The sequence below is a fragment of the Actinacidiphila cocklensis genome, assembly GCF_907177275.1.
In the GTDB taxonomy this organism is placed as follows: domain Bacteria; phylum Actinomycetota; class Actinomycetes; order Streptomycetales; family Streptomycetaceae; genus Actinacidiphila; species Actinacidiphila cocklensis.
In genome coordinates this window covers 81,680-105,112 of the sequence record NZ_CAJSLV010000001.1, presented here as the reverse complement: position 1 = coordinate 105,112, position 23,433 = coordinate 81,680, and the positions used below count along the sequence as shown (strand labels likewise).

Annotated in this window: 17 protein-coding genes and 1 pseudogene; 6 read left to right on the top strand and 12 right to left on the bottom strand. The window is 72.5% G+C overall.

The features are described 5' to 3' along the window. Window positions 1-145: 145 nt before the first annotated feature. On the top strand, window positions 146-1,261 hold the full coding sequence (locus NFU81_RS00380) for a helix-turn-helix transcriptional regulator (protein ID WP_251483536.1): 1,116 nt from the start codon (window positions 146-148) through the stop codon (window positions 1,259-1,261). Window positions 1,262-1,408: 147 nt separating this feature from the next. On the opposite strand, the gene NFU81_RS00375 is transcribed toward NFU81_RS00380, so the two are convergent. The 5 genes from NFU81_RS00375 to NFU81_RS00350 all read right to left on the bottom strand — a co-directional run bounded on the left by NFU81_RS00375 (window position 1,409) and on the right by NFU81_RS00350 (window position 10,908). Beyond that, complete coding sequence (locus tag NFU81_RS00375; RefSeq protein WP_308208240.1) at window positions 1,409-5,611, bottom strand: carboxypeptidase-like regulatory domain-containing protein; 4,203 nt, start codon at window positions 5,609-5,611, stop codon at window positions 1,409-1,411. Then, window positions 5,608-5,892 carry a hypothetical protein gene (locus NFU81_RS00365; RefSeq protein ID WP_251483533.1) on the bottom strand — a complete coding sequence of 95 codons (285 nt, stop codon included), beginning with the start codon at window positions 5,890-5,892 and terminating at the stop codon, window positions 5,608-5,610. Before NFU81_RS00365 ends, NFU81_RS00375 begins: the two co-directional genes overlap by 4 nt. Window positions 5,893-5,932: 40 nt before the next feature. Then, the gene (locus NFU81_RS00360) at window positions 5,933-9,481 is read right to left on the bottom strand and encodes an ATP-binding protein (RefSeq protein WP_251483531.1); all 3,549 of its coding nucleotides are present in this window, start codon (window positions 9,479-9,481) and stop codon (window positions 5,933-5,935) included. A gap of 181 nt (window positions 9,482-9,662) precedes the next feature. Beyond that, the gene (locus NFU81_RS00355; RefSeq protein WP_251483528.1) at window positions 9,663-10,142 is read right to left on the bottom strand and encodes a hypothetical protein; all 480 of its coding nucleotides are present in this window, start codon (window positions 10,140-10,142) and stop codon (window positions 9,663-9,665) included. Between the two features lie 658 nt (window positions 10,143-10,800). Beyond that, entirely contained in the window at window positions 10,801-10,908 is a 108-nt protein-coding gene (locus NFU81_RS00350) for an SHOCT domain-containing protein (protein ID WP_308208239.1), read from the bottom strand. Window positions 10,909-11,227: 319 nt separating this feature from the next. Between NFU81_RS00350 and NFU81_RS00345 the strand changes: the two are divergent. Further along, a pseudogene (locus NFU81_RS00345) lies at window positions 11,228-11,395 on the top strand (TetR family transcriptional regulator); the annotation flags it as partial. A gap of 299 nt (window positions 11,396-11,694) precedes the next feature. Here the strand turns inward: NFU81_RS00345 and NFU81_RS00340 are convergent. From NFU81_RS00340 to NFU81_RS00330, 3 genes are all read right to left on the bottom strand, one after another. Further along, window positions 11,695-12,015 (bottom strand): carboxymuconolactone decarboxylase family protein, encoded by a 321-nt coding sequence (locus NFU81_RS00340; RefSeq protein ID WP_251483525.1) that lies wholly within the window; start codon window positions 12,013-12,015, stop codon window positions 11,695-11,697. Between the two features lie 474 nt (window positions 12,016-12,489). Continuing rightward, window positions 12,490-13,008 (bottom strand): hypothetical protein, encoded by a 519-nt coding sequence (locus NFU81_RS00335; RefSeq protein ID WP_251483522.1) that lies wholly within the window; start codon window positions 13,006-13,008, stop codon window positions 12,490-12,492. A 183-nt stretch (window positions 13,009-13,191) separates the two neighbouring features. After that, a complete protein-coding gene (locus NFU81_RS00330; protein ID WP_251483519.1) occupies window positions 13,192-13,836 on the bottom strand; it encodes a GAP family protein in 645 nt (214 codons plus the stop codon). Between the two features lie 498 nt (window positions 13,837-14,334). On the opposite strand from NFU81_RS00330, the gene NFU81_RS00325 reads away from it, so the two are divergent. From NFU81_RS00325 to NFU81_RS00310, 4 genes are all read left to right on the top strand, one after another. Further along, entirely contained in the window at window positions 14,335-15,141 is an 807-nt protein-coding gene (locus tag NFU81_RS00325) for an SDR family oxidoreductase (protein ID WP_251483515.1), read from the top strand. Window positions 15,142-15,147: 6 nt separating this feature from the next. Continuing rightward, a complete protein-coding gene (locus NFU81_RS00320; protein ID WP_251483512.1) occupies window positions 15,148-16,488 on the top strand; it encodes an NAD(P)/FAD-dependent oxidoreductase in 1,341 nt (446 codons plus the stop codon). Window positions 16,489-16,567: 79 nt separating this feature from the next. Next, window positions 16,568-18,058, top strand: coding sequence for a cytochrome ubiquinol oxidase subunit I (locus NFU81_RS00315; protein WP_251483509.1), 1,491 nt, complete (start codon window positions 16,568-16,570; stop codon window positions 18,056-18,058). Continuing rightward, complete coding sequence (locus tag NFU81_RS00310) at window positions 18,055-19,098, top strand: cytochrome d ubiquinol oxidase subunit II (RefSeq protein ID WP_251483507.1); 1,044 nt, start codon at window positions 18,055-18,057, stop codon at window positions 19,096-19,098. Before NFU81_RS00315 ends, NFU81_RS00310 begins: the two co-directional genes overlap by 4 nt. 88 nt (window positions 19,099-19,186) lie before the next feature. Here the strand turns inward: NFU81_RS00310 and NFU81_RS00305 are convergent, their stop codons facing one another. From NFU81_RS00305 to NFU81_RS00290, 4 genes are all read right to left on the bottom strand, one after another. Then, window positions 19,187-20,767 carry a GMC oxidoreductase gene (locus NFU81_RS00305; protein WP_251483505.1) on the bottom strand — a complete coding sequence of 527 codons (1,581 nt, stop codon included), beginning with the start codon at window positions 20,765-20,767 and terminating at the stop codon, window positions 19,187-19,189. A gap of 168 nt (window positions 20,768-20,935) precedes the next feature. Continuing rightward, window positions 20,936-21,460 carry a gluconokinase gene (locus NFU81_RS00300; protein ID WP_251483503.1) on the bottom strand — a complete coding sequence of 175 codons (525 nt, stop codon included), beginning with the start codon at window positions 21,458-21,460 and terminating at the stop codon, window positions 20,936-20,938. Window positions 21,461-21,498: 38 nt separating this feature from the next. Next, window positions 21,499-22,038, bottom strand: coding sequence for a hypothetical protein (locus tag NFU81_RS00295; RefSeq protein ID WP_251483502.1), 540 nt, complete (start codon window positions 22,036-22,038; stop codon window positions 21,499-21,501). Window positions 22,039-22,499: 461 nt separating this feature from the next. After that, window positions 22,500-23,417 carry a cyclase family protein gene (locus NFU81_RS00290; protein WP_422665118.1) on the bottom strand — a complete coding sequence of 306 codons (918 nt, stop codon included), beginning with the start codon at window positions 23,415-23,417 and terminating at the stop codon, window positions 22,500-22,502. Between the last annotated feature and the right edge of the window lie 16 nt (window positions 23,418-23,433).

The following is a 23,433-nucleotide window of genomic DNA, read 5'->3' as shown; positions in this document are numbered from 1 at the left end:
CAAACGTGCCAGCGACACACTTGCGCCACCCCGGCGTCAGCTGCCGACGACGGGCCGGGCCGCTGGTAATGCCCGTGTAATCGCCTGCGGTTAGCGTCCGGGCCGATGGCCGGCCCCCCGCGGGGAACGGCGAAGGGGGCAGCGAATGCTGGAGGCGATCGGGCTGACCCCGCATGAGGCGGAGGTCTACGAGGCGCTCGTGCGCTTCGGGCCGAGCACCCTGCAGAACCTGATCGGGCTGGGCGTCCTCGGCGGGGAGTCCGGCGGGGCGGGAGCCCTGCCCCGGCCGCAGTGGATCCGCGAGGTGGCGGACGGCCTGGCCGCAAAGGGGCTGCTGACCATGCCCCCCGAGCCGGGCGGCGAGTTGATCGCCTCCCCGCCTCATCTCGCCGGGGAGGCGCTATTGCTGACCCACCATCAGGAGCTGCTGGCTGCCCGCGCCTGGCTGGCCAGGCTTGCGGAGGAGTACCGCGGATCGGTACGCCCCGGTGACCTGCCGGTGGAGTTCACCCCGAGCGCGGCCGTCGCCCAGCAGGTCGACCAGCTCCAGCGTGGTGCGCGCGCCGAGGTCCTGATGTTCGACGCGCCGCCCTACCTGTCGCACCGCCCGGCCGGTGTACCGGGTCGCCCGGCCCATCACACCGAGATCGAGCGGCTGGAGGCGGGCGTCCGCTACCGCACGGTCCACGACCGGGCCGCGCTGGCGCGGGCGACCGCCCTGTCCGACGTCCTTGCCTGTGTCCGGGCCGGCAGGCAGGCGCGCGTCACCTCGCGCGTCCCGCTGAAGATGCTGGTCGTGGACCGGGAGTTGGCCATGCTTCCCGCGGTCGGCTTCGATCCGGCTCTTGACGGCTCGGGCTGTGTGCTGGTCCACCGCAGTCCGCTGCTCGACGGGATCATCGAGCTGTTCGAGCGGGTCTGGGCGGAGGCCCTGCCGCTGAGGTCGTCCTTTGCCGTGGACGCCGACGCCGGCGCCGGCGAGGCCACCGCCGGTGCCGGGCACGGAACCGGCAGTGATGAGCTGGGCGACGCCGACGTCCGGCTGCTGACCCTGCTGCTGAGCGGGCTCACCGACGAGGTGATCGCCCGGCAGCTCGACGTCGGACGGCGCACGGTGCTGCGCCGCGTGCGCGGGCTGATGGACCGCGCCGGCGTCTCCACCCGTATGCAGCTCGGCTGGTACGCCTCCCGGCACGACTGGTTGCGCGTGGAAAGGTCGCCGGGCACGCCCGGCAATCTGTCCCGAATGCGGGAGAGCTGAGCCCGGGTTCGCCGCTCCATGGCCGGTGGGCCCGGGCGCCCGGCCCCGCCGTCCGCCGGACGCGCCGGAGCCCCGCGGCACGGTGCGCGCGGGGCCGGCGTCGACCCGGCTGCCTGGACGGCCGGGAGCAGCGGGTGGTGCGGTGGGCTACAGGCAGATCGAGGACGCCAGGCTGAAGTCCTCAGTCGTGGTAATCCCCGCGACGATCTTCACGGTGCGGGTGACCGCGAGGTGGTCGGGGGCGTAGGCGGTCATGGTGAGCGGGTTGTTGCGCTTGTCCAGCCAGAGGCTGAACGACCCGTCGGTCCCGGTGACGAGCGAGTAGGTGGCCACCCAGCTGCTGATCTGGACGGACGCCCCCGCCAGCGGTGCAGGCTTCCCGTCGCAGTCGACTCCGGTCACGGTGCCGGTCAGCTTGCCCCAACTGCTCGGCGGCGTCACGTGCATGGTGACCGGAAGCGGTGCGAGCCGGTACGGGGTGTCGGTCCCGAGGTCGACCTCGGCGGTGAAGTCGCCGGGCTGGGTGACCGAGGGGGCAGCGGCGTCCAGGGTGGCCGTGACGGTCGCGGACTGGCCTGGCTGCAGCGTCAGCGTGCGGTTGTCGAGGGTCAGCCAGGACACGCTGGTGCCGTCGCACGCGTCGAAGCCGGCCAGGATCCGGGTGAGCCGGTCCGGGCCCTCGTCGCCGCCGCCGACGGTGTAGAAGCCGCAGGCGCCTCCGCCCCGGTAGCTGGGCTGGACGTTCCAGGCCGGCAGGGCGGACCAGGTGTCGGTTGCCGCGTCGTAGGCGTAGCTCTCCTGGTCGATCCAGGTGCCGTTGCCGCTGGCGCCGCCGGCGACGATCAGCAGTCCGTTGGCGGCGCTGTACGCGGCGCCCCAGATGTCCATCGGCATCGCGGCGATCGGCTTCCAGGCGTTGGTCGCCGGGTCGTAGCTGTACCCGTTGATGCTGGACTGGTTGTCGGTGGTGCCACCGGCACAGTAGATGCGGCCGGCGATCGTGCCGCAGGACACCCACGAGGTGGCCTCGGGGTAACTGGCCGCCTTCTGCCAGCGGTCGGTGCCGGGGGTGTAGACCCACACGTCGGTGCTGCCGCAGCGCTGCCGGCAGCCGCCGACCAGGTACAGCCTGCCGTCGAGCGCCGTCACGCCGGAGGCGGCGTAGGCGGTGGGGACCGGAGCGCCGGTCGACCAGGTGTCGGTGTGCGGGTCGTAGATGTCCAGGGCGGTCACCGTCGATCCGTCCTGGGCGGCGGACCAGCCGCCGGTGACGTACAGCTTGCCGCCGACGAAGGCGCCGTCGCCCTGGTCGCGGACGACCGGCTCGGGAGCGATCGGCTTCCAGCCGCCGGTGCCCGGGTCGAGTACGTACCCGGCACTGGTCAGGCTCATCACGTTGTTGCCGTCGGCGGACAGGCCGCCCACCGAGTAGACCTTGCCGTCGTAACTGCTGACCACGTTGTCCGCGATCCCGGTCGGGTAGTCGGGCCCGTAGGTCCACGCCGGATCGGCAGCGGAGCCGGCGAGGGCGGGCCGCGTCACTGCCGCGGCGGCGGTCCTGCTGCCGACCAGCGAGTGCCGGGACGTCGTCGCGGCCACGCCGGCCGGCTTGCCGCTCGGGCTCGTCAGGAGCGAGTAGCCGCCGCCGGCCTGGTTGAGCTTGACGGTTGCGGGTGCTCCGCCGGTGTTGTGCAGGGTGACCGTGGCGGTCTTGCTGGTGCCCATCTTCACCGTGCCGGTGACGCCGCCGGAGACCACGACCTGGCCCGCGGGCAGCGGGAAGTTGACCTTGGTGACGGCGTCGGCGGCCACCTTGGGGCTCTTCTGCACGGTGGTGCGGTGCGCTGCGCCGGCGCTGAAGGTGTGCGTCCCGGCGGCCGAGAACAGGGTGTAGAAGCCGTCGCCGACTGCCGGGTCTCCGGTCGAGGCGGTCCTGGCGCTCGGGCCGCCGGCTTCGGTGGAGCCCACGGTGACCCCGTTCAGCCCGGCCTTGGTGTTGGCGTCGGTGACCCGGCCGGCGAGCAGTCCGCCGGACTGCGGCGCGCAGGAGCGCCGGCCGAGGCTGACGTCGTCGACCTGCCAGTCGTTGGCGCTGGAGCCCTGGAAGTGGAACCTGACCTTGACCTGGGACTTACCCGCCGCCTGCGGGAGGGCGACGGTCTGCAGCGCACCGGAGACACCGGCGCTCTGCTTGTCCCAGACCGTCTGCCAGGTCCGGCCGTCGTCCGTGGACAGGTCGGCCTGGGCGTGCGAGCCGGGGTTGTAGTAGCCCAGCAGGTAGGTGTGGAACTCCAGTTGCGGTGTCGTCGCATCGGAGAGGTCGGTTGCGGGCGAGGTCAGCTCGGTGTCCGGCAGGGTCCCGGTCGGGAAGGTGCGGCCGTTGACGGCGGCGAAGCCGCCGCTGCCGGTGGTCCGGTTGCCGATACCACCGGGGTTGCCGAAGGCCCAGACCGCGCCGTTGCCGGCCAGGTCGTCCACTGTCCAGCCGGCCGGGGCCGTGGCTGCGGCGAAGGGCTCGGTGAGCCCGTCGTACACCGCCGCGTAACCGGGCGCGGTGCAGGCGGCGGCGTCCACCGGGGCGGTCACGTCGAGGCCGGCGGTGGCGGTGCCGACGGTGACCGACCGGGTGACCTTCTGATACCCGGGCAGCGCCGGGGCGAAGGTCAGCTGCTGGGTGCTGTCCGCGGGCAGCACCAGGTCGTACGCCCCGGTGTAGGGGTCGGTGTGGAAGGGTCCTCCGGGGTCGCCCGGCACGGTGATCGTCGCGTACAGCGGCCAGCCGTGGCCGGAGCCGTCGTGCAGCGCTCCGGTCAGGTGCACCATGGGGACGGCGGTCAGTGCGAGGTCCTGGGACAGCGTCTGTCCTGCTGCCAGGCTCACCTGCGCCGAGCCGTCCTGGTAGCCGAACGCGCTCACCGCGACGGTGTGGTCGCCCGGAACCAGCAGCAGCGAGTACCGGCCCTGCGCGTCCGTGTCGGCCGAGCCGTCGCCCGCGGTGACCTTCGCCCCGGCGACCGGACTGCCGGTCGCCGCGTCGGTCACCGTGCCGGTCAGCTGCGCGTGGTTGCCGACCGGCGAGAAGCCGGCCACACCGTCGGGGGTGCCGAGCCCGGTCGGGCCGTCGTAGCCGGCCTGGGCGGTGCACAGGTAGGAGCTGTCGCAGCTCCCGTTGCTGCCCGAGGTGACGTCGTTGAGCGCGTCGGCGTTGGCGTACGGGTAGTCGCGCGGCAGCGTGCCGGCGGCCGGGGTCCCGGCCAGCGCGTACACGCCGGCGATGATCGGCGAGGAGGCACTGGTGCCGCCCACCACCAGCCAGCCGCCGACGCCGTAGGTGTCGTAGACCGCCAGACCGGTGTTCGGGTCGGCGACCGCGGAGACGTCCGCGACGCTCCGCCTGGCGCAGCCGCTGTCGTGCTGCACGGAGGGCTTGGCGGTGTAGGCGGAGCAGCCGCTGCCTGCGCGGCTCCAGGCCGACTCGGTCCAGCCCCGTCCGGTGCCCGCGGCGGGGAGCAGCGAGGTGCCGCCGACCGCGGTCACCTCGGGGGACGACGCCGGATACGAGACGCCGTAGCCGTTGTCGCCGGAGCTGACCGTGATGGCGACGCCGGGGTGGTGGAAGTACGCCGTGTCGGCGGAGGCGTCCTGGCTGGACTCGGGGCCGCCGTAGCTGTTGGAGACGTATTCGGCGCCCAGCGCGACGGCCTCGTTGACCGCGGCGCCCAGGTCGTTCATGTACGCGCTGCTCGCCTCCACCAGGAGGATGTCGCACTGCGGGCAGGTGGCCGACACCATGTCCAGGTCGAGCGAGATCTCCTCCGCCCAACCGGAGTCGGCCGTCGGGTAGTCGGTGCCGCCGTGCTCGTCGACCTTGCGGAAGCAGCCGCCGGCGGAGGTGCAGGCGGGCAGTCCGTACTGGGCGCGGTAGGCCGCGAGGTCGCTCTCGGCGTTCGGGTCGTCGTAGGCGTCGACGATCGCGACGGTCTGCCCGGCTCCGCCGCCGGCACCGAGGTTGTAGGCGGACCGGAGGTCCGACGGGCCGTATCCCTGTGGCGTCGCAGCGGCTGTCGCGTCCGGGCTGAGCTGTGCCTTGGACGGAGCCACGTCGTCCCGGACCAGGGCGAGGCAGCTCATCTCCCCCCGCTTCGCCGGGGCCGCGCAGGCGGAGTGCACGGGGTGCTGGACCGGCCGTGCGGCGGGGGCCGCGGATGAGGCCGGTACGGCGCTCTCCGCGGCTGCGGTGGCCGCGGCCGGCACGGCCAGGGCCACGGCGGGCGTCAGCGCGAGTGCGAGCGCGGCGGCGGCGAGCGCGGCGCCGAGCCGTGCGCGCCAGGGTCTGCTGTGCGGGATCACGGAGCCTCCATGCGGTCGGGGAGCGGTTCGGGTGCGGGGTGTTCGGCACGGGTGCGGATCAGGAAGCCTGCGCCGGTCGCCAGCGGCTCCCAGGCCACAGAACCGCGCCGGCGGCACCAGTCCGGCAGCGCGGCAGCGACGCCCTCCTCGCTGCTGAGCAGTTCGACGGCACCGCCTGCGGGCAGTTCGTCGAGGTAGCGGGCCAGCAGCGGCTCGACGCGACGCCACGGCTCGGTACCCGCGTCGACGACGACGGCGGCAGGGTTCGGTGGGCCTTGCATGGCGCTCCTGGAGCGAGAGGTGCGGTTTCCGCGCCGCACGCTAGGAGGGGGCGATTACCAGGCTGTTACCACTGCGGCGGCGCGCAGCCGGTCCCGGATCCGCCCGGTCGGCGGCGGCGGCACGCGGGTCGTGGGCGGCGCGCGCCTCGGCGCGCGCGGTCAGGATCCGGGCCAGCTCGTACGGGTACGGCATGGTGCGCGCCTGCTCGGCGGCGGTGTTGAGCGCCCGAACCGCCTCCCCGTGCCGTCCGAGCGCGGCCAGGGCGGTGCCGTGCACCCGACGGGCGGGCAGCTCGACCAGGCGCTCGCCGGCCGCGCGCGCCGCCCGTACGGTCTCCCCGGCCAGCCGTTCGGCCCTGGCCGGCCGGCCGCCTGCCAGATACGCCCATGCCCGGAGCGGGTCCACCCTCAGCCGTGGTCCGCGCCGCGCTTCCGGGCCGAACCGACCGCCGGCGAGCAGGCGCAGCGCCTCGGCCGGGCCGCCCTGGTCCCCGTGCTCCACGGCGAGTTCGGCCAGGATCGCCCGCACACCCACCCGGGCCTGGTGGTCGCCGATCCGGTCGGCCAGCAGGACCGCGTCGGCCAGGCAGGCCCGGGCTCCTTCGGCGTCGCCGGTCCAGGACCGCAACTCGCCCACGTTCGCCAGCGCGTACGCCCGGCACCAGGTGTCCGCCAGCTCGCGGGAGGCGGCCTCCGCGGCGGTGATCTCGCGCGCGGCGGCGGCCCAGTCGCCGAGTCGCAGGCACAGCCGGCCCAGGTTGGCGTGCTTGAAGACGATCGCGGTCCGGTCGCCGGTGCCCACCGCCAGCGACCGGGCACGCTCCGCGTACTCCCGGGCCTGCGCCAGGCGGCCGCCCAGCTGGGCGAGTTCGGCGAGTTCGGCGGCCACGTCGGCGATCAGCCGGGCGTCGCCGGTCGACTCGGCGACCGGCAATGCCTCACGAGCGGCCGACCAGGCCGTCCGGGGCCGCCCGAGCAGGGACAGGCTGACTGCCTGGTTGCCGAGCCCGCGGGCCAGCAGCCTGCGGCCGCGCTCCGTCTCCAAGGGCCGGGCCAGCGCGGTGGCGGCCCGCGCGGCCCGCAGCGCGTCCGGGTAGTGGCCGACCCCGAACCGGAGCACCATCAGCGCGAGTTGATACGCGGCGGCCGGTTCCCCCGCACTGCCTCTGACCGGTCCCGGCAGCCGTCCGAGCAGGTCGAGGCCGTCCTGCGGCCGGCCCGACCAGGCCATCACCTCGCCCAGCTCGGCGGCCGCGGCCAGAGCGCGGTCCCGGTCGCCGGCCCGCTGGTGCGCCTCCAGTGCGGCGGTCAGCGTCTCCTCGGCTGCGGCGTATCGACCGGTTCTGCGCTGTACTGCGGCCAGTTCCATCCGGGCGTCGGCGGCGGTGGGTCCGCCGACGGCGCCGGCCGTGACGGGGGCGCCGGCCGAGGCGGCGGCGTCCAGCCTGGCCACCAGCTCCTCCAGGTAGTCCAGCGCGCTGTCGTTGGCGTAGAGCCGGGCGGCCCGCCGGGCCGCCTGCCACAGGTAGCCCACAGCGCGCGGGTCGTCCGCCTCGCGCACGTGGAAGACGATCGCGTCCACCGCGCCGGGCCGGTGCCGCAGCACCGCGTCCGCGAAGGCCGAGTGCAGCTGCCGGCGGCGTGCTCCACTGATCCGCTGGCCGCAGACGAGTTCGACCATGGGGTGCCGGAAGGAGTAGCCGGGCATCCGGGTGCCGTCGCGGTGCACCGCCCGCTCGGCGACGATCCCGGCGGCGCAGGCCGAGTCCAGGCCGGCCGTCAGTTCGGCCGGGGATATCGGCGGGTGGCAGGTCGCTGCGGCGACGTCCATCAGCTCGGGCAGCGGTGCGCCCGCGCCGGCCACGGCGAGGATCTCCACCAGGCTGCGGGCCGCGGTGGGCAGCGACGCGAGCCGCGCGCCGACCAGTTCGCGGACGGCGGCGGGCAGCTCGGTGCTGTCCAGTCCTGCCCCCTCCGGAAGCCGGCCGCCGTGCTCCTGCGCGGTCCGTGCCAGCTCGACGGCGAACAGCGGGTTGCCCAGCGACAGCCGGTAGAGCCGGTCCAGGTCGATGCCGGATCCGGCCGCGGTCCCGCCGACCAGGTCACGGACCATCAGGTCGCAGTCGGACCGCGGCAGCCGCATCAGCTCCAGTCGCACGGCCAGCCCCTCCCGGGCGAGCCGGCCGAACAGGTCCCGCCGGGGGTCGTCCTCGGCCAGCCCGTCGTCGCGGTAGGTGACGATCAGCCGCCAGCGCCCGGCGGCGACCCGGGCGAGATGGTGCAGCAGCTGCGCGGAGCCGACGTCGGCCGCGTGCAGGTCGTCCAGCACCACCAGCGCCGGGCGGGCCGCCGACAGTTCGGCGAGCAGCGCGGCCACGGCCCGGAAGAGCCGGGCGCGTTCCTGCTCCGGGGCCACCGGCGGCAGCGGCGGAGCGCCCAGGGCCGGCAGCAGCGCGGCCAGCTCGGGGTACTCGGCGCCGAGTACGGCCCGCAGGGCCTCGGGCCGTGAGGCCACATAGCCGTCCAGTGCGTCGACGAAGGCCCCGTACGGTGTCTGCCCCTCCGCCTCGTGCCCGGCGCCCCACAGCACGGCCACCCCGGACTCGTCGGCTCGCCGGGCCGCCTCGGCGACCAGCCGGGTCTTGCCGATCCCGGCCTCGCCGCTGACCAGCACCGCCGGCCCTGCCGGCGCGGTGAGCTCCGCGAGCACCCTGACCCGGCCGCGCAGCGGGCGGGCGGCCAGGGGGAAGGCGGCCGGCGAACCGCCGGGGGGTGAGGCGACCGGGGACGCCGGGGCCGGCGCGGGCGTCGGGGTGGTCAGGGCCTGCTGGTGCAGTTCCTCGATCTCCGGACCGGGGCGGACTCCGAGTTCCGCGGCGAGTACGTCGCGGCACGCGTGGTAGGCCGCGAGTGCCCGCCGCCGCTGACCGGTCGACAGGAAGACCCGCATCAGCGCGAGGTGTGCGGCCTCCGCGAGCGGCTCCGCGTCGAGCAGCTCTCGCAGCACCTCCACCGCGCGGTCTGCCGCGCCGTCCGCGGCCGCCGCGTCGGCCAGGGCGACCAGCACCCGCTGCCGCAGCCTGCCCATCGAGTCGCGGGCCGCCGCGCACCAGTCGGCGTAGCGGTCCTCGGGCAGCAACTCCCCGCGCAGGGCACGGGCCGCCTCCTCCAGCGCGGTGAGTCGCCCGGGGCCGGCGGCGCGCAGCGACCGCGCCGCCAACGACTCCACCCGGTCGACGTCCACCTCGACCCGCTCGGGGTCCAGCGACAGCAGCTCGCCCGTCGTCCGCAGGTACGCGGAGGAGGCACGCGGAGGCAGTTCCGGTTCCAGCGCGTGCCGCGCCGCGTGCAGGGCGACGCGCAGGCTGCGCGTCGCGGCGTCCTCGTCGGCATCGGGCCAGCAGACGGCCAGCACCTCGCCCCGGTGCAGTCGGTGCCCGGGCGCCACCGCGAGCAGCTTGACCAGGACCTGCGCGCTGTGCCGCCGCCACCGCGCGGCAGCAGGCACCGGCCCGTCGCGCTCGACCCGGAACCCGCCGAGCAGGCGGATACGCAGCGCGGGACCGGATTCGTTGATCACGGGGGGCATGGCGGCAGGCTAGCGGCTCCCCCTGTCCGCCCGTAGACCTCGGCCCATACCCGTTCCGGTCGCCGGCCGTTGCGGCCCCCTGGCTCGCCCGCCCCGGCGGCACATGTGCGCGGGGAAGCCTTCCGTGTCCCCGCGCACCGGCCGCTCCCCCAGCGGCCCCGCGGTGTGCCGTCCCGCGGTGTCACCGCACCAGGGTGACCTCCGGTGATGTCCAGGTCTCGGTCGGCGGGGCGAGGTCCGCGTCGCCCATCGCCTTGTCGAAGACCAGACGCAGGTGGTACGTGCCGCCGGGTGCCGGTGTGCCGTCCGTGCGGGTGCCGTCCCAGCCGTAGAAGGCCATCCCGGTGCCCGCGCCGTCGTTGCGGGAGATCCAGTGCCCGTCGTACGGGGTCGCCACCGTACGTCCGCGCCGGTCGACCATTTGCAGGCGCAGCCGCCGCAGCAGCGGGTACTGGTAGGAGACCATCACCTGGACGGTGTCGTCGGCGGTGCTGTCGTTCGCCAGGTCGAGGGTCTGCGGTTCGTTCTTCCCGAAGCTGAAGTACGCCGGGCGCAGAGCCGGGTTGTCCAGGGTCGTGTTGATCTGGCTGAAGGTCGGATTGACCGCCGGGACCGCGTCGTATGGTCGATCTTGGTGAAGCAGCCGTTGGCGGTGGTGCACGCCGGCAGGCCGTACTGCTGCCGGTAGGTGGCCAGTTCCGTCTCCGCGGACGGGTCGTCGTAGGCGTCGACGATGGCCACGGTCTGCCCGGCACCACCGGTCGAGGACGGCAGCTGGTAGGCGGCCTGGAGGTCGGCGGGTCCCAGGCCGGACGGGGCGGCGTCGGCGCTGGCGGCCACCTGTGCCTTGGACTGCTCGACGTCGTCGCGCTCCAGCGCGGAACAGGCCGCGTGCGACGGGTCGGCGGGATGGGCGCACACGCGGTGCGACGGATGCGGGGTCTTCTTCCCGGCCGCCGCCGCTGGTGCAGCGGCAGATCCGGATCCCGGCGCGGTGGCCTGCGCCGGGATCTGGACGGTCAGTGCGGCCATCGCGGCGGCGGCGACGAACAGCCGTCTGAGCCGCTGCCGTGAGCGGTCACCTGATATCGCCAAGGTGTTCCCTCCGTATACGGGGAGCCGTAGTCGGCTCCTGCCGGGCGGTGATCCGGCGAGCATCGCAGGAGCTGGGGGAACGCAGCGGCGTACGGAGCGGCAGGGAGCGGACAGGGGCCGGAAGCGGACAGCGGACAGCCCCCCGGGGCGGGGGGCTGTCCGCTGGTCGGTGCGGCGTGCGGTGGGTGCCGGTGAGTCAGGAGGGGGCGGCGGGTGACGGGCGGTCAGGAGGCGGGAAGCCGCGCCTTCTGCGCCTCGAACTCGGCGTCGGTGAGCACGCCCTGCGTCCTGAGGTCGCCGAGGTCCTTCAACTGGGCGATCTTGCTGTTCATGTCGTCCGCCGGTGGCGCCGCCGACCCGGCCCGTCGGCTTCGGTGGCTTCGTTGCTGCTCACGTCGACTCCTCACCGACTCGTGGCCGGCCCGCGCCGAGCAGGCGGGCGTACGGCCGGTTCGGCACACGTCGTCATTGCACCAGCGAGCAGCCGGGGCGGGACCGCATCTCGACACACCCGTTCGCTGCGGGTGCGCCGGCTGCACCTCGGCAACGGGACACGGGGCGACGCGCGGGCCCCGTCACCCTTTCGGCCGTTCGGCGGACGCCCCGCGGGCGGCCCGGCCAGGGGACCCGGCGGTGCGACGGTCCGGCCGGTGGTCGCAGGCGTCGGTGACCGCAGTCGCCGACGCCGCCGGAGTCGCGGCAGGCTCGGTGTACCAGCACTTCCCGTCGAAGGCGGCGCTCCCCGTCGAGGTGTTCCGGCACGCGGCGGCGCGCGACGTGGAGCTGCCCGGGCAGGTACTGCACTGCCCGGGCAGCCCGGAGTCCCCACAGACCTACCCCCTCGGTGGGCCGCCCGCATCCGCACCGGCCCCTGACGGCGCGTTGCACCCCGCCCTCGCCGGAGGCGCTCCGTACGACCCCGGCGCGCCCCGGCCGCGTGCACAGAGCCGCGGCGACTGGTGGGAGGCGGAGGGAGTGTCGTCGCGGAACACCCGCCCTCCGCCGAAGGGATCTTGCAATGGGTGAGGGCCTTCTGGCCTGGTGTGGATTGCGACATCTGCACCGGCGACCAGCAAGGCAGGTGTCATCTCGTCACCTGCCCGGGACTCGGCGCGGGCCTACAGGCCCCCTTCACCTTCGGAAACGGCGATGGCCATGCCCAGTGCTTCGAAGATGTTCCCGGCTGCCAGCGCGACGCGGGCGGTGCCCACGATGGGCGCGATGGCCACGAGAACGTCCTGCACCTGGCCGGCCGTGAGGCTGGCCCGGGTGGCGGGGTCGATGTGCGCGGCATAGGAGATCGGGGGTGCTTCCGAAGCCGCGAGCGCGGCGATCCGGGTGAGGATCAGCGTGTCCGGAGGCAGCCCGCACCGCTCGAGCGAGTCGAGGGTCATCGCGGCGAGGGTGTCCAGGACGGGGGTTTCTGACACTGTTGACATGATCACTGGCCTTTCGATGGAGAGCGCACCAGGGGTTCCGCGCGGAACGGTGCGCGTCGATGGAGGACCTTGACCTTTGCCTGCTGGAATTCCTCGCCCGGGAGGATTCCGCGGTCGTGCGTCTCGGCGGGTTTCGCGAGTTCGTCCGCCCCGCTGCCTCGCGGACCTCCTGGTGCCGCGGCTGTCTCACGGACGTGGGTTTCGGATTTCCCCCGCCGTGCCCGGGCGTGCCGGATCTCGCGTTCGCCGGTGCCCTTGCCCATGTGCTCGCCCCGGGCGATGACGAAGGCGGGCCCACGTCCTATCGTCGTCCCAGTTCGGCTCCGGCCGCCACCCGGAGCGGGTCACCGGCTGGTCTGCGCGGCCGCCCGCGGCGCACGGAGCCGGCAGCGCCCGGGGTCCGCCGGTCCCGGAGCGGGCGGCGCCTCGTCGCCGGACCGGAGCACGGCGCTCAGCAGGCCGGGCGGGGTGTGTTCAGTGTCCGACAGCCACTTTCGCCGCCACGATGGCCAGCCCCAGGATCAGGTTGACCGCCCCCTCCACGCTCACCAGCGCACGGGAGGCACCGGCGTGCAGAGCACCGATGCACGCCCAGGCGACCTGCTGTGTCACGGCGACTCCCAGCGCCAGCCACGCCGTACCGCTCAACCCCAGCCCCAGGAGCGGGCTCAGCGCCACCGCCACAGCAGGCAGTACCGCCGCCTCGACGATCGGCCACTCACGCCGCCCGACCCGCCGCGTCTCCGTCCAGTCCAGGCGCCGGCCGACCAGCCGTTCGCCGGCGAGGTGGGCGTAGACGTGCGCGGCCCAGAAGACCAGGCCGGTCACCAGGAGCAGCACCACGAGCTGGAGCCGGGGAAAGTCACCGACCGCGCTGGCCGCGGCGACGACGGAGGCAGCCAGCAGCGACCCGTACAGGGCGCCCGCGTAGTCCGCCCTGGACAGCGGCCGACCGCTCGGGGCTCTCCGCGACCACGGCAGAAGGCGGTTCACCAGATCACCATAAGGAGGCAGCGCCTGCCCCGGCCGCATCCCACGCAGGGTTCTCGATCACCGTCGCCGTGCACCTGCAGCGGGGGGAGGCCGCTTCGCCCCCGACGGCGTACTCCGCGCAGCAGCCTGGACCTGGGCGACCTCTCCAGCCTCGCCCTCAAGCGGCGGCGACGCGGCACGGGCTCAGCTGACGAGATCGAAGATGCTCCTCCCCATCAGCCATAGACCGAGTCCGAGCGAGAGCGACACGACAGCCTGGTCCTGGTGGCCGTCGATCCAGGTACGCAACCCGCCCAGCCTGGCCTGGGCAGCGCCGGGCCGGAAGGTCACGAGGAGCTCCATCGCCAGCAGGGTCGAGGTGGCCAGCAGGCAGTAGCCCACCAGGGCCACGTACGAAGCGGCGGAGGAGAGATTCGCCCTGACCACCGTGGCAGCACCCGCGGTGACCAGCCCCCAGGGCTGCAGGAGCACGCCGAGCCCGGCGGCCGTCCACCCCGACGCACTGTCCAGCCTCGCCATCCACTCGGGGGACGTACGAGGACGGCTGCCCCGACGACGCTTCCGTTCCCCGTAGACCACCATCCCGATGCCCAGGACCAGCTTCACGGCCAGTGCCGCCGTGGATGGGGCACTGCGGTGAACGAGGGGCCTACCGCCGGTGAGCAGCAGAACGCAGGCGATCAGCACAACGAGGCAGGCGAGCCAGGACAGCACGAACGCCAGCCCCTTGCGTACTCCCCTGTGCGCGGACAGCAGCAGGATGAACGCCGTGTTGTGCAACGGCCCCAACGCGATGGCGGTCCCGATGAGCAGCAGGTCAAGAACCATCGCTACTGCTCACCACGACTGCCGCCGCACTCCGGTCCCCGTCCCACGTGCGCGCTCCCGTCACCGCAGAGGTGCCGCCCGGCAGGCGGCCCTCCGGCCATCATGGCTCGCACGCAAGCCCCGGAAGCGCAACCGGCGGCCCCCGACCTCGCTGTGTCCGTCACCGAGTGTGACGACGAGTTCGGGGGAATCGCGCACCCGAGGCCTCCTTGAGCTGCCGCTCCAGGTGGGGTCAGTAGGCCGCCCGGGTGACGTGGGTCGCTGAAGGGACCCGGCTCGGGCGCGCCGATCCGATACCCGTAAGGCGGGGTGCTTTCGTCTGGGCTACTGGAATACGACGGCTTCTCGGCCGGAGCACCGGGGTGCGGTTGAGGCCCGGTCCCTCATGGGGGCTCCCTTCCAGCGAAAGGCGTGCTGAGTCCCGGGTGGCAGCCGGCTCCCGGGAACGCTCTAGGAGGGACCGTGGTGGCAGGAAGTGCCGAGGCGAAAGGCGCGCCGGTGAACGCGCAGCTTCTGCGGGGGCAGAAGGCTCTGGTGACCGGGGCGAACTCGGGGATCGGCCTGGCGACCGCCCTCGCGCTCGGGCGGGCCGGTGCGGACGTCGTGGTGAACTACGTTGCCGGGGCCGCCGAAGCCGAGAAAGTCGTCGAGCAGATCGAGGGCTTCGGGGTCCGCTCCTACGCCCACGAGGCCGACGTGTCCAGTGAGGACCAGGTCGTCGAGATGGTCGGCCGGATGGTGGAGGAGTTCGGCACCATCGACATCATGGTGGCCAACGCCGGCCTTCAGCGGGACTCCTCGCTCGTGGACATGACCCTCGCCCAATGGCAGAAGGTCATCGACGTCAACCTCACCGGGCAGTTCCTGTGCGCACGGGAGGCCGCCAAGGAGTTCATGCGCCGCGGCGTCGTCCCGGAGGTGTCCCGGTCGGCGGGGAAGATCATCTGCATGAGCTCGGTCCACCAGATCATCCCCTGGACAGGCCACATCAACTACGCCTCCTCCAAGGGCGGCGTCGGCATGATGATGCAGACCCTGGCCCAGGAACTCGCGCCGCACCGCATCCGCGTGAACGCCGTCGCCCCGGGTGCCATCCGCACACCTATCAACAAATCGGCCTGGGAGACCCCCGAAGCCGAGGCCGACCTCCTCAAGCTCATCCCCTACCGCCGGGTCGGCGATCCCGAGGACATCGCCGACGCGGTCGTCGCGATGGCCTCGGACCTGCTCGACTACGTCGTGGGCACCACTATGTTCGTCGACGGCGGGATGACGCTCTTCCCCGGCTTCGCCACCGGCGGCTGAGCGGCCGTGGAAGACCACGTCACACCTCGCCGGGTGGTGATCATCGGCGGTGGATTCGCGGGGCTGTTCGCAGCCCGGGCGCTGCGACATGCGCCGGTCGCGGTGACTCTGGTCGACCGCCGCGCCCACCACTTGTTCCAGCCGCTGCTGTACCAGTGCGCGTCCGGGATCCTGTCCGAGGGCCAGATCGCGCAGCCGCTGCGCGCGGTCCTGCGCCGCCACCAGAACGTGCGCTGCCTGCTCGCCGACGCCACCGACGTCGACGTGAAGGCCAGGCTCGTCCATGCCCGGCGACCGGAGGGCGGCAGCGTCGCCGTCCCCTACGACGATCTGATCGTCGCGGTCGGCATGCGCCAGTCCTACTTCGGCCACGACGAGTTCGCCGCTCACGCCCCGGGCATGAAGACGCTGGACGACGCCCTGGAGATCCGCCGCAGGCTCTACCGCGCCTTCGAGATGGCCGAATCGGCGACCGACGCCGAGGAACGACGCCAGTGGCTCACGTTCGCGCTGGTCGGTGGCGGGCCGACCGGCGTGGAACTGGCCGGGCAGATCCGGGAGATCGCCGGCCACACCCTCGATCGCGAGTTCCGGACCATCGACCCTCTCCAGGCCCGGGTGCTGCTCTTCGAAGGGTCCGACAAGGTGCTGGGGCCCTTCGGTGAACCTCTGGCCGGGCGGGCGGCTCGCACCCTGCGCGACCTGGGGGTGGAACTCCGCTTGGGGACGCGGGTCACCGACCTCGACGCCCATGGACTGACCGTGAAGGACAATGAGGGCACGACCACCCGGTACGCCGCACGCACCGTCCTGTGGACGGCCGGAGTCGAGGCACCGCCCATCGCCGCCGCACTGGCACGGGCCACCGGCGCCACCCAGGACCGCGCGGGCCGCATCGCGGTCGAACCCGATCTCACCGTCCCCGGCCATCCGGAGATCCGCGTCGTGGGCGACGTGATGGGGCTCCACCGCCTGCCCGGTCTGGCAGAGGTCGCGATGCAGACCGGTGCGTATGCCGGCCGGGCCGTGCGCCATTCCGTGGAAGGCAGGGCGAAGAAGCCGAAACCCTTCAAATACATCGATCTGGGCAGCGCCGCCTACATCTGCCGTGGGCGGGCCGTCGTCAAGGCCGGCCCGTTGCATCTGTCGGGCGTGTCCGGCTGGCTGGCGTGGCTCTTCATCCACATCGCCTTCCTGACAGGGTTCCGCAGCAGGCTGGGCGCGGTGCTCAGCTGGTCCGTCTCCTTCGCGTCCGGAGCACGCAGGGAACGCGCCTTCACGCTGCCCGACACCGCGAATCCGCCCGAGCGGCCCCACGGAGCACCAGCGGTGTCGCCACAGCGCTGATTCGCCGGGACGTTGCTTCCTTTCCGCCACCACTCGTCCTGCAGTCCCCGCCGAGGCGGGGAAGACCACCGAGGCACCCATGCTCAGCACAGCAGTCCATCTGGCGAACAGCACGCCGTCCCAGCTCCTGCCGTCCCGCGAGATGATGGCCTTCACCCTGGCCTCGCACATTCTGCTGGTCCCCTTCGGGGTGGCGCTGCCCTTCATCACGCTGGTGATGCACTACCGGGCACTGCGCCGCAACGACCCTGTGGCCCTGAAGCTCGCCCGGCGCTGGTCGGCGGTGATGGCGGTGCAGTTCGCCATCGGCGTCGTCACCGGGACCGTGCTGTCCTTCGAGTTCGGCTTGTTGTGGCCGGGGATGATGGGGCGCTGGGGCGATGTCTTCGGCCTCGGCTTCGGTGTGGAGGCGTGGGCGTTCTTCCTCGAAGCCGTGATGATCGCGGTCTACCTCTACGGCTGGCGCCGGCTCAAGCCCTGGACGCATTTCTGGCTGGCCGTGCCGTTGCCGCTCGCCGCGGTGATGGGGGCGTTCGGCATCATCGCGGCCAACGCGTGGATGAACACTCCGCGCGGGTTCACTCTCGACGCCCAGGGCGTTCCGGTGGACGTCGATGTGCGCAAGGCCGTGTTCACGCCGATGTTCGGGCCGGAGTACTGGCACTTCGTGGTCGCGATGTTCATGACCGCGGGCTATGTGGTCGCCGGCGTGTACGCGGTCGGCTGGCTGCGAGGCCGCCGCGACCGCTACCACAAACTCGGTTTCACGGTGCCGTTCACCATCGCGGCGATCCTCACCCCGGTCCAGTTCTTCCTCGGGGACAACGCCGCACGTGCGGTCTTCCACAAGCAGCCGGTCAAGTTCGCGGCCATGGAGATCGTCTGGAAGACCGACACGCACGTGCCCGAGTACGTCTTCGGGCGGCTCAACGCCGACGGGACCATCGCCGGCGGCATCAAGATCCCCCAACTGGACTCGATCCTGGCCGGGTTCAGGCCCGACACCAAGGTGACCGGGCTGACCTCGGTGCCGGCCGCGGATCGTCCGACCCCGACCGAGGCGACGATCGTGCACTTCGCGTTCGACATCATGGCCACCATCGGCAGCGTCCTGATCCTGCTGGCCCTGTGGTACGCGTGGATCTGGTGGCGGCACCGGGACCTGCCGCTCAACCGCTTGTTCTTCCGGGTCGCCGCGATCGCGGGCGCGGCCTGCCTGGTGACGGTCGAGTGCGGGTGGGTCACCACGGAAGTCGGCCGCCAGCCCTGGATCGTCTACAACAACATGCGCGTGTCCGAGGCCGTCACGCACACGCAGGCCGCCGGGATCTGGGCCACGCTCGGCGTCGTCATCGCGGTGTATGTCGCGGTCTTCGGATCGTTCCTGGCCGTCGTCCTCAAGATGCGCACGCGCTGGCGGATCGCCGACGAGGCCGCGGCGGGAACGCTCGCCCCCGTCGATCCGGAAGTCGACACACCCTACGGGCCCAGGGGCGCGCCCGACCCCGCAGCCGTCGGCGCCGCGACCGGCAGCCGTTCCGAATCCGGCCCCTCCGGCGGTGCCCGATGATGGCCGACACCATCGCCTGGGTCCTGATCGTGGTCATCGCCGCCTACGCCTGCGGCGGGGGCACCGACTACGGCGCGGGCTTCTGGGACCTGCTGGCCGGCGGAGCCGACCGCGGCAAACGACCCCGCTGGCTGATCGACCGCGCCATGGCACCGGTGTGGGAGGTCAACAACGTCTGGCTGATCTTCGTCCTCATCCTGATGTGGACCGGCTTCCCCACCATGTTCCAGGCCGTGTTCACCGCACTGTGGCTGCCCTTGCTCCTCGCGGCGGTTGGGACGGTGCTGCGCGGCGCGGGGTTCGCCCTGCGCAAACCGAGCCGACGGATCGCCCGGCGGCGGATCTTCGGCGCCGTGTTCGCGATCGCCTCGCTACTCACGCCCTACTTCCTCGGGTCCGTCCTCGGCGGCGTCGCCTCGGGGCGCGTCGCGGTGGGCACTCCCGCCTCCGCGCACGTGTGGAGCAATCCGACATCGATCCTGGCGGGCCTGCTCGCCATCGCGGCCACCGCCTTCCTCGGCGCCGTCTTCCTCAGCACGGACGCCCGCCGGTTCGGTGCGGAGGACCTGGTCGACTACTTCCGCCTGCGGGCCGTGCTCGCCTTCGGCGCCGTGGTCGTCCTGGCCGTGATCGCGCTGCCGGTCACCCACCACGACGCCCGGTACGTCTGGCACGGCCTCACCCGGGGGCTCGGCCTGCTCTTCGTGGTACTTGCCGCGTTCTTCGGCGTCGCCACCGTGCTCCTGCTGATGGTCCGCGCCCACCGCTGGACGCGCTACACCTCGGTGGCCACGGTCGCGCTCGCCGTCGTGGCCTGGGGCTTCGCCCAGCGCCCCTACCTGCTGCCGACCACGCTGACGGTGGCCCAGGGGGCCGGCGCCCCGCACGCCCTTCGCTGGCTCGGGCTGGTGGCCCTCATCGCAGTCGTTCTGGTGGGTCCGGCGCTGGCGCTGGTCTACCGGCTGGACACGAAGGGCAGGCTGCAGGAACTGACCGACACCGACACCCACGCCGCGGGCCTGCCCGGGGACAACCTGTAGCGGAGAGCCGGACCCGACCCGGCGGCCGGCGGATCGGCGGCGGCGGACGCGTCCGCCGATCCACGGCGACAGGACTGTCCTCGGCCGGTCAGCCCAGCCGCTCGATGAGGTGGTCCCCGACCCGCAAGGCGTTGGCCATGGCCGTCAGCGACGGATTGACCGCGCCGATGCTGGGGAAGAAGGACGTGTCCACGACGTAGAGGTTGTCCAGGTCGTGCGCCTTGCAGTTGACGTCCAGCGCCGATGCGGCGGGGTCCGTGCCGAACCTGACGGTGCCGGCCTGGTGGGCGGTGGCCCCGATGGGCATCCCCTTGTGCAGGTAGATGCTGTGCGACAACAGCCGGTGCTCGTGCATTCCCAGGTGCCCGAGCATCTTCTCCAGCTTGTGCCGGAGACGCTTGAGGCCCGCGATGTTGTTCTTCTCGTCCAGAGCCAGGTGGATGCCGCCGTCCTTGTCGAGGGTGACGCGGCTGTCGGGCAGCGGCAGATCCTCCCCGCACAGCCAGAAGTCCACCGCGTGGTGGGCGAGGACCTCGAACGGCATGTCGGGCGAGACCACGCCGGCCCAGCGCGGCGCCTCGCCGTGGATCTGGTCGGCGTCCGACTTGCCGAGCATCTGGATGCCGCCGAGCGGGTAGTCCCAGTCGTCGGCGCCCAGATACCAGTCGTGCAGGGCCAGCGTCTTCTGGAACCTGGTGGGGTTCGGCTCCTTCGACACGGCCATCAGCGCCACGTTGTTGTGCCGCATGTAGTGGCGCCCCACGACGTCCGAGCCGTTGGCCAGCCCCCCGGGATGCCGGTCGTTTGCCGAACGCAGCAGCAGCACCGCGGAGTTCACCGCGCCACAGGCGACCACCACGATGTCACCGCTGAACGTTTCCGTCGTGCCGTCCGCGAGCTGTGCGACCACACCGGTCACGGTGCGGCCTGCCGGGTCGGTCTCCAGGCGCTGGACGTCGGCGTTGGTCACCATCGTGACGTTGTCGTGTTCGAGGGCGGGGTCGACGCAGATCACCTGCGCGTCGGACTTCGCGCTCATCAGGCACGGGAACCCGTCGACCCGGTCGCAGCGGATGCAGACGCTGGTGTGCGTCGCCCGGCCGTGCCCGTCCTGGGTGAGGTTCACGCCGATCGGCAGATGGAAAGGGTGCAGGCCCCGCTTCTCCAGGTCGTCGCTGAGCTGCTGGATGCGCGGCTCGTGCTCCACCGGGGGATGGGGGTACTGGCCGCTCGCAGGGCCTTCGGTGGGGTCCTCGCCGTGCCGTCCGTGGACCAGATAGAGCTGCTCGGCCTGCGTGTAGTACGGCTCCAGGTCCTCGTAGCCGATCGGCCACGCCGGGGAGATCCCGTCGTGGTGGCGGAGCTCCCCGAAGTCCTCCGGCCGCAGGCGGAACAGGGCGGCGCCGTAGAACTTGGTGTTCCCGCCGACGTAGTAGTTGACCTCAGGAGGGAACCGCTCGCCGTGCTTGTCGTACCAGAACTCCGGGGCCCGGTACTTGCCCGTGACGAACACCGCGGTGGAATCCCAGTTGTCCCGCTCCCGAGGCAGGTAGTCGCCGCGTTCGAGGATCAGGACCCGCTTGCCGCTGGGGGCCAGACGGTGGGCGAGGGTTCCGCCGCCCGCTCCGCTGCCGATGACGATGACGTCGTAGTGGTGATCGCCGGCCATACGAAGGCCCCGTTCTGGAGTCGTGGGCTGCCCTGGTCCGGACATCGGCCGGCCCCGCCCGGGGACCGGTCGGACAGCTATCTGACGAAAGGGGACATCGACCCCGAATTGCAGGCTATCGGGCGAGCCGGAAGCCGGCGTGCAGGCGGCAGGGGGCCGGGCCGGTCTTCACCCGATCGTCCGCAGGGCGGCCGACGCCTGGTTGACGATCGCCTGCGCGGACTCCTCCGCGTCCACGGTCAGGCCGGGCTCGTCGGGCCGCAAAGGTTCCAGGTCGGCGTACTGGGAGTCCACGAGCGCGGCGGGCATGAAGTGCCCCGCGCGCCCGGCGACCCGCCGGCGGGCTGCCGCCTCACCAACCGCCAGATGCAGGAACCAGACTCCCGCCCCCGCTCGGCGGAACACCTCGCGATACTCGTACCTGAGCGCCGAGCACGCCATGACTCCCCCGCTGCCGGACGCCGTCACCTGCCGGATCCACCGGGCCAAGTCCTGCAGCCAGGGCCGGCGATCCTGCTCGGTCAGCGGCCGGCCGGCGGCCATCGTGGCGCGGTTCGCCGCCGGATGGAGATCGTCCGCCTCCAGGAAGGGCACCTGAAGCCGCTCGGCGAGAAGCGCCCCTACGGTGGACTTCCCGCTCCCCGAGACGCCCATGACCACGATGACCGCAGGCACCGAAGTGCTGTCGCCCATGCTGTTCCTCCGTGTTGACGCGGGTCTCAGGAACCGGCTCACGCCGGCGGGACGGCGGCGATACCGGTCTGTTCGTCGGGACCGATGGGCGGGCGTCGCTTGGCGCGGCGCCACCACTGCCCGGGGCCGAAGGTGGCAATGATGACGAGTGCGGCCCCGACGACGACGTAGATGCTCAGGACTACGAGCTGCTGGGTGATGGAGTTGCCATCGAAGTAGAGCGTGTTGCGGATCAGGGTCACTCCGTTCCACGGGGGCAGGATGGGGCCGACGTCCTCCCAGAAGGCCGGCAGGTACGCGGTTCCGTTGACGCCGCCGGTGGAGGGGTTCCCGAAGAAGATGACGGCGACCACTGTGAGCAGGGTGCCCATCGGGCCGATCAGGCTCTGGAGAGTCGCAGCGAAGAGCGCGATGGACAGGCAGATGAGGGTGAACTCTCCCCACAAAGGCCAGAAGTTGGTACCGACGTCCGGGTAGGCGTTGAGGAGTGGTGAGCCGCCGGTCACGCCCCACGGAAGGTCGCGGGCGACCACGTCGTGCTGCGCCGACACGTAGGTCGTGACCATGATGCCGGCCATGGCAAGGGCGATCAGCAGGCCGGTGATCAGCGCCCGCCAGGACGGCGGCCGCGGTCCCTCGCCAGGACCCGCGGGCGCAGCGTGTGCTCCGCCCGACCCCCCCGGCGCCCGGCTGAGCCGGACTCTCCGCGTCCGGGGCCGGGGAAGCAGGACGGTCCTCAGCACTGCGATCCGTATTCCGGTCTGCGTTCCGGCCGGAGCTGCCTCCTGCGTCACTCATGGCACTTCCCGGTCACTGGGCGCTTGGGGCGCCTGACTTCGCGCACCCCTGAACAGTCATCGACTCTGCCAGAGCAGACTGCGCATAACGGTCATTTGCCGAACGTTTTGTCCGCATTTGGTCTGATAGCCGACGCGGCCGATACGCGGGCTTCTTCGACCTTCCCTGCGCGGCACCGGTTACTGACGCCCGCACCACGCAGGGCGCTGCTTCAAGGCGCCCCCATCAGAACACCAGGCATTCACACGATGGCGATGGGGTTCACGGGTGAGCCGGTGGCGCCCGGCAGACGCAGCGGGGCGATCACGCAGAGGAACGACCAGCGCCGCTCGGCTTCACAGACCGGCACCAGGTCCTCGAACTGCAGGTAGTCCAGCAGGTGCAGGCCCATGGCGTGGATCGCCAGCACGTGAACCGGAAAGTCCACGCCCTCGGTGGAACTGGGCGCGGTGTCGTTGTTGCCGTCGCTGCCCAGAACCGCGACCCGACGCTCCGCGAGGAATTCCAGAGCAGTGGGGTGGAGTCCGGCTCTCGCCTCTGCCGTGCGCCAGGGCCCCATTGCTGTCCGGCGCTTGCGGTGACCCACCCGCACGAAGAGCAGGTCGCCCTCGGATATCCGAACCCGCTGGGAGGCCTCCGCGGCACCGAGGTCGTCGGCAGTCACGTGATCGCCGGGTTCGAGCCAGGGCACGCCTCGCAGCCGGGGGATGTCCAGCAGCACACCGCGTCCGACGATCCCGTCTGCGGCTGCCTCGACGGACAGTGTCGTCGCACCGTCCGGCGTGACGCTGCTCGCGGGCACGCTGCCGCGCAGGGTGCCGTCGTAGATCACGTGGCACAGGGCGTCGAGGTGGCTGTCGGTATCCCCGTGCACGTTCATGGCGAAGCTGTCTCTGGCGAAGTGGAGCCCTGTGTCCGCGTGCTGCTTCGGCGGGTTGCGCATCGTGTGCGTGGCGGGCTCCGGGTTGTCGGGGCCTGGCGAGGTCTCCACCGGCGCCGCGAGCGTGACCGTCCGCCCGGGCCGTACGTCCCTTGCTGCCGCCGCCACCCGGCCTGGGGTCAGAGCGACCAGCGAGCCCCGCTCGCCTTTCGCCCAGGAGGTGGCCGATGCGAGGCGTTTGTACAGCGCGTCGAACTCCGCCGCTGTCAAGCGGGGCATCCCCGCAGTGGCCCGA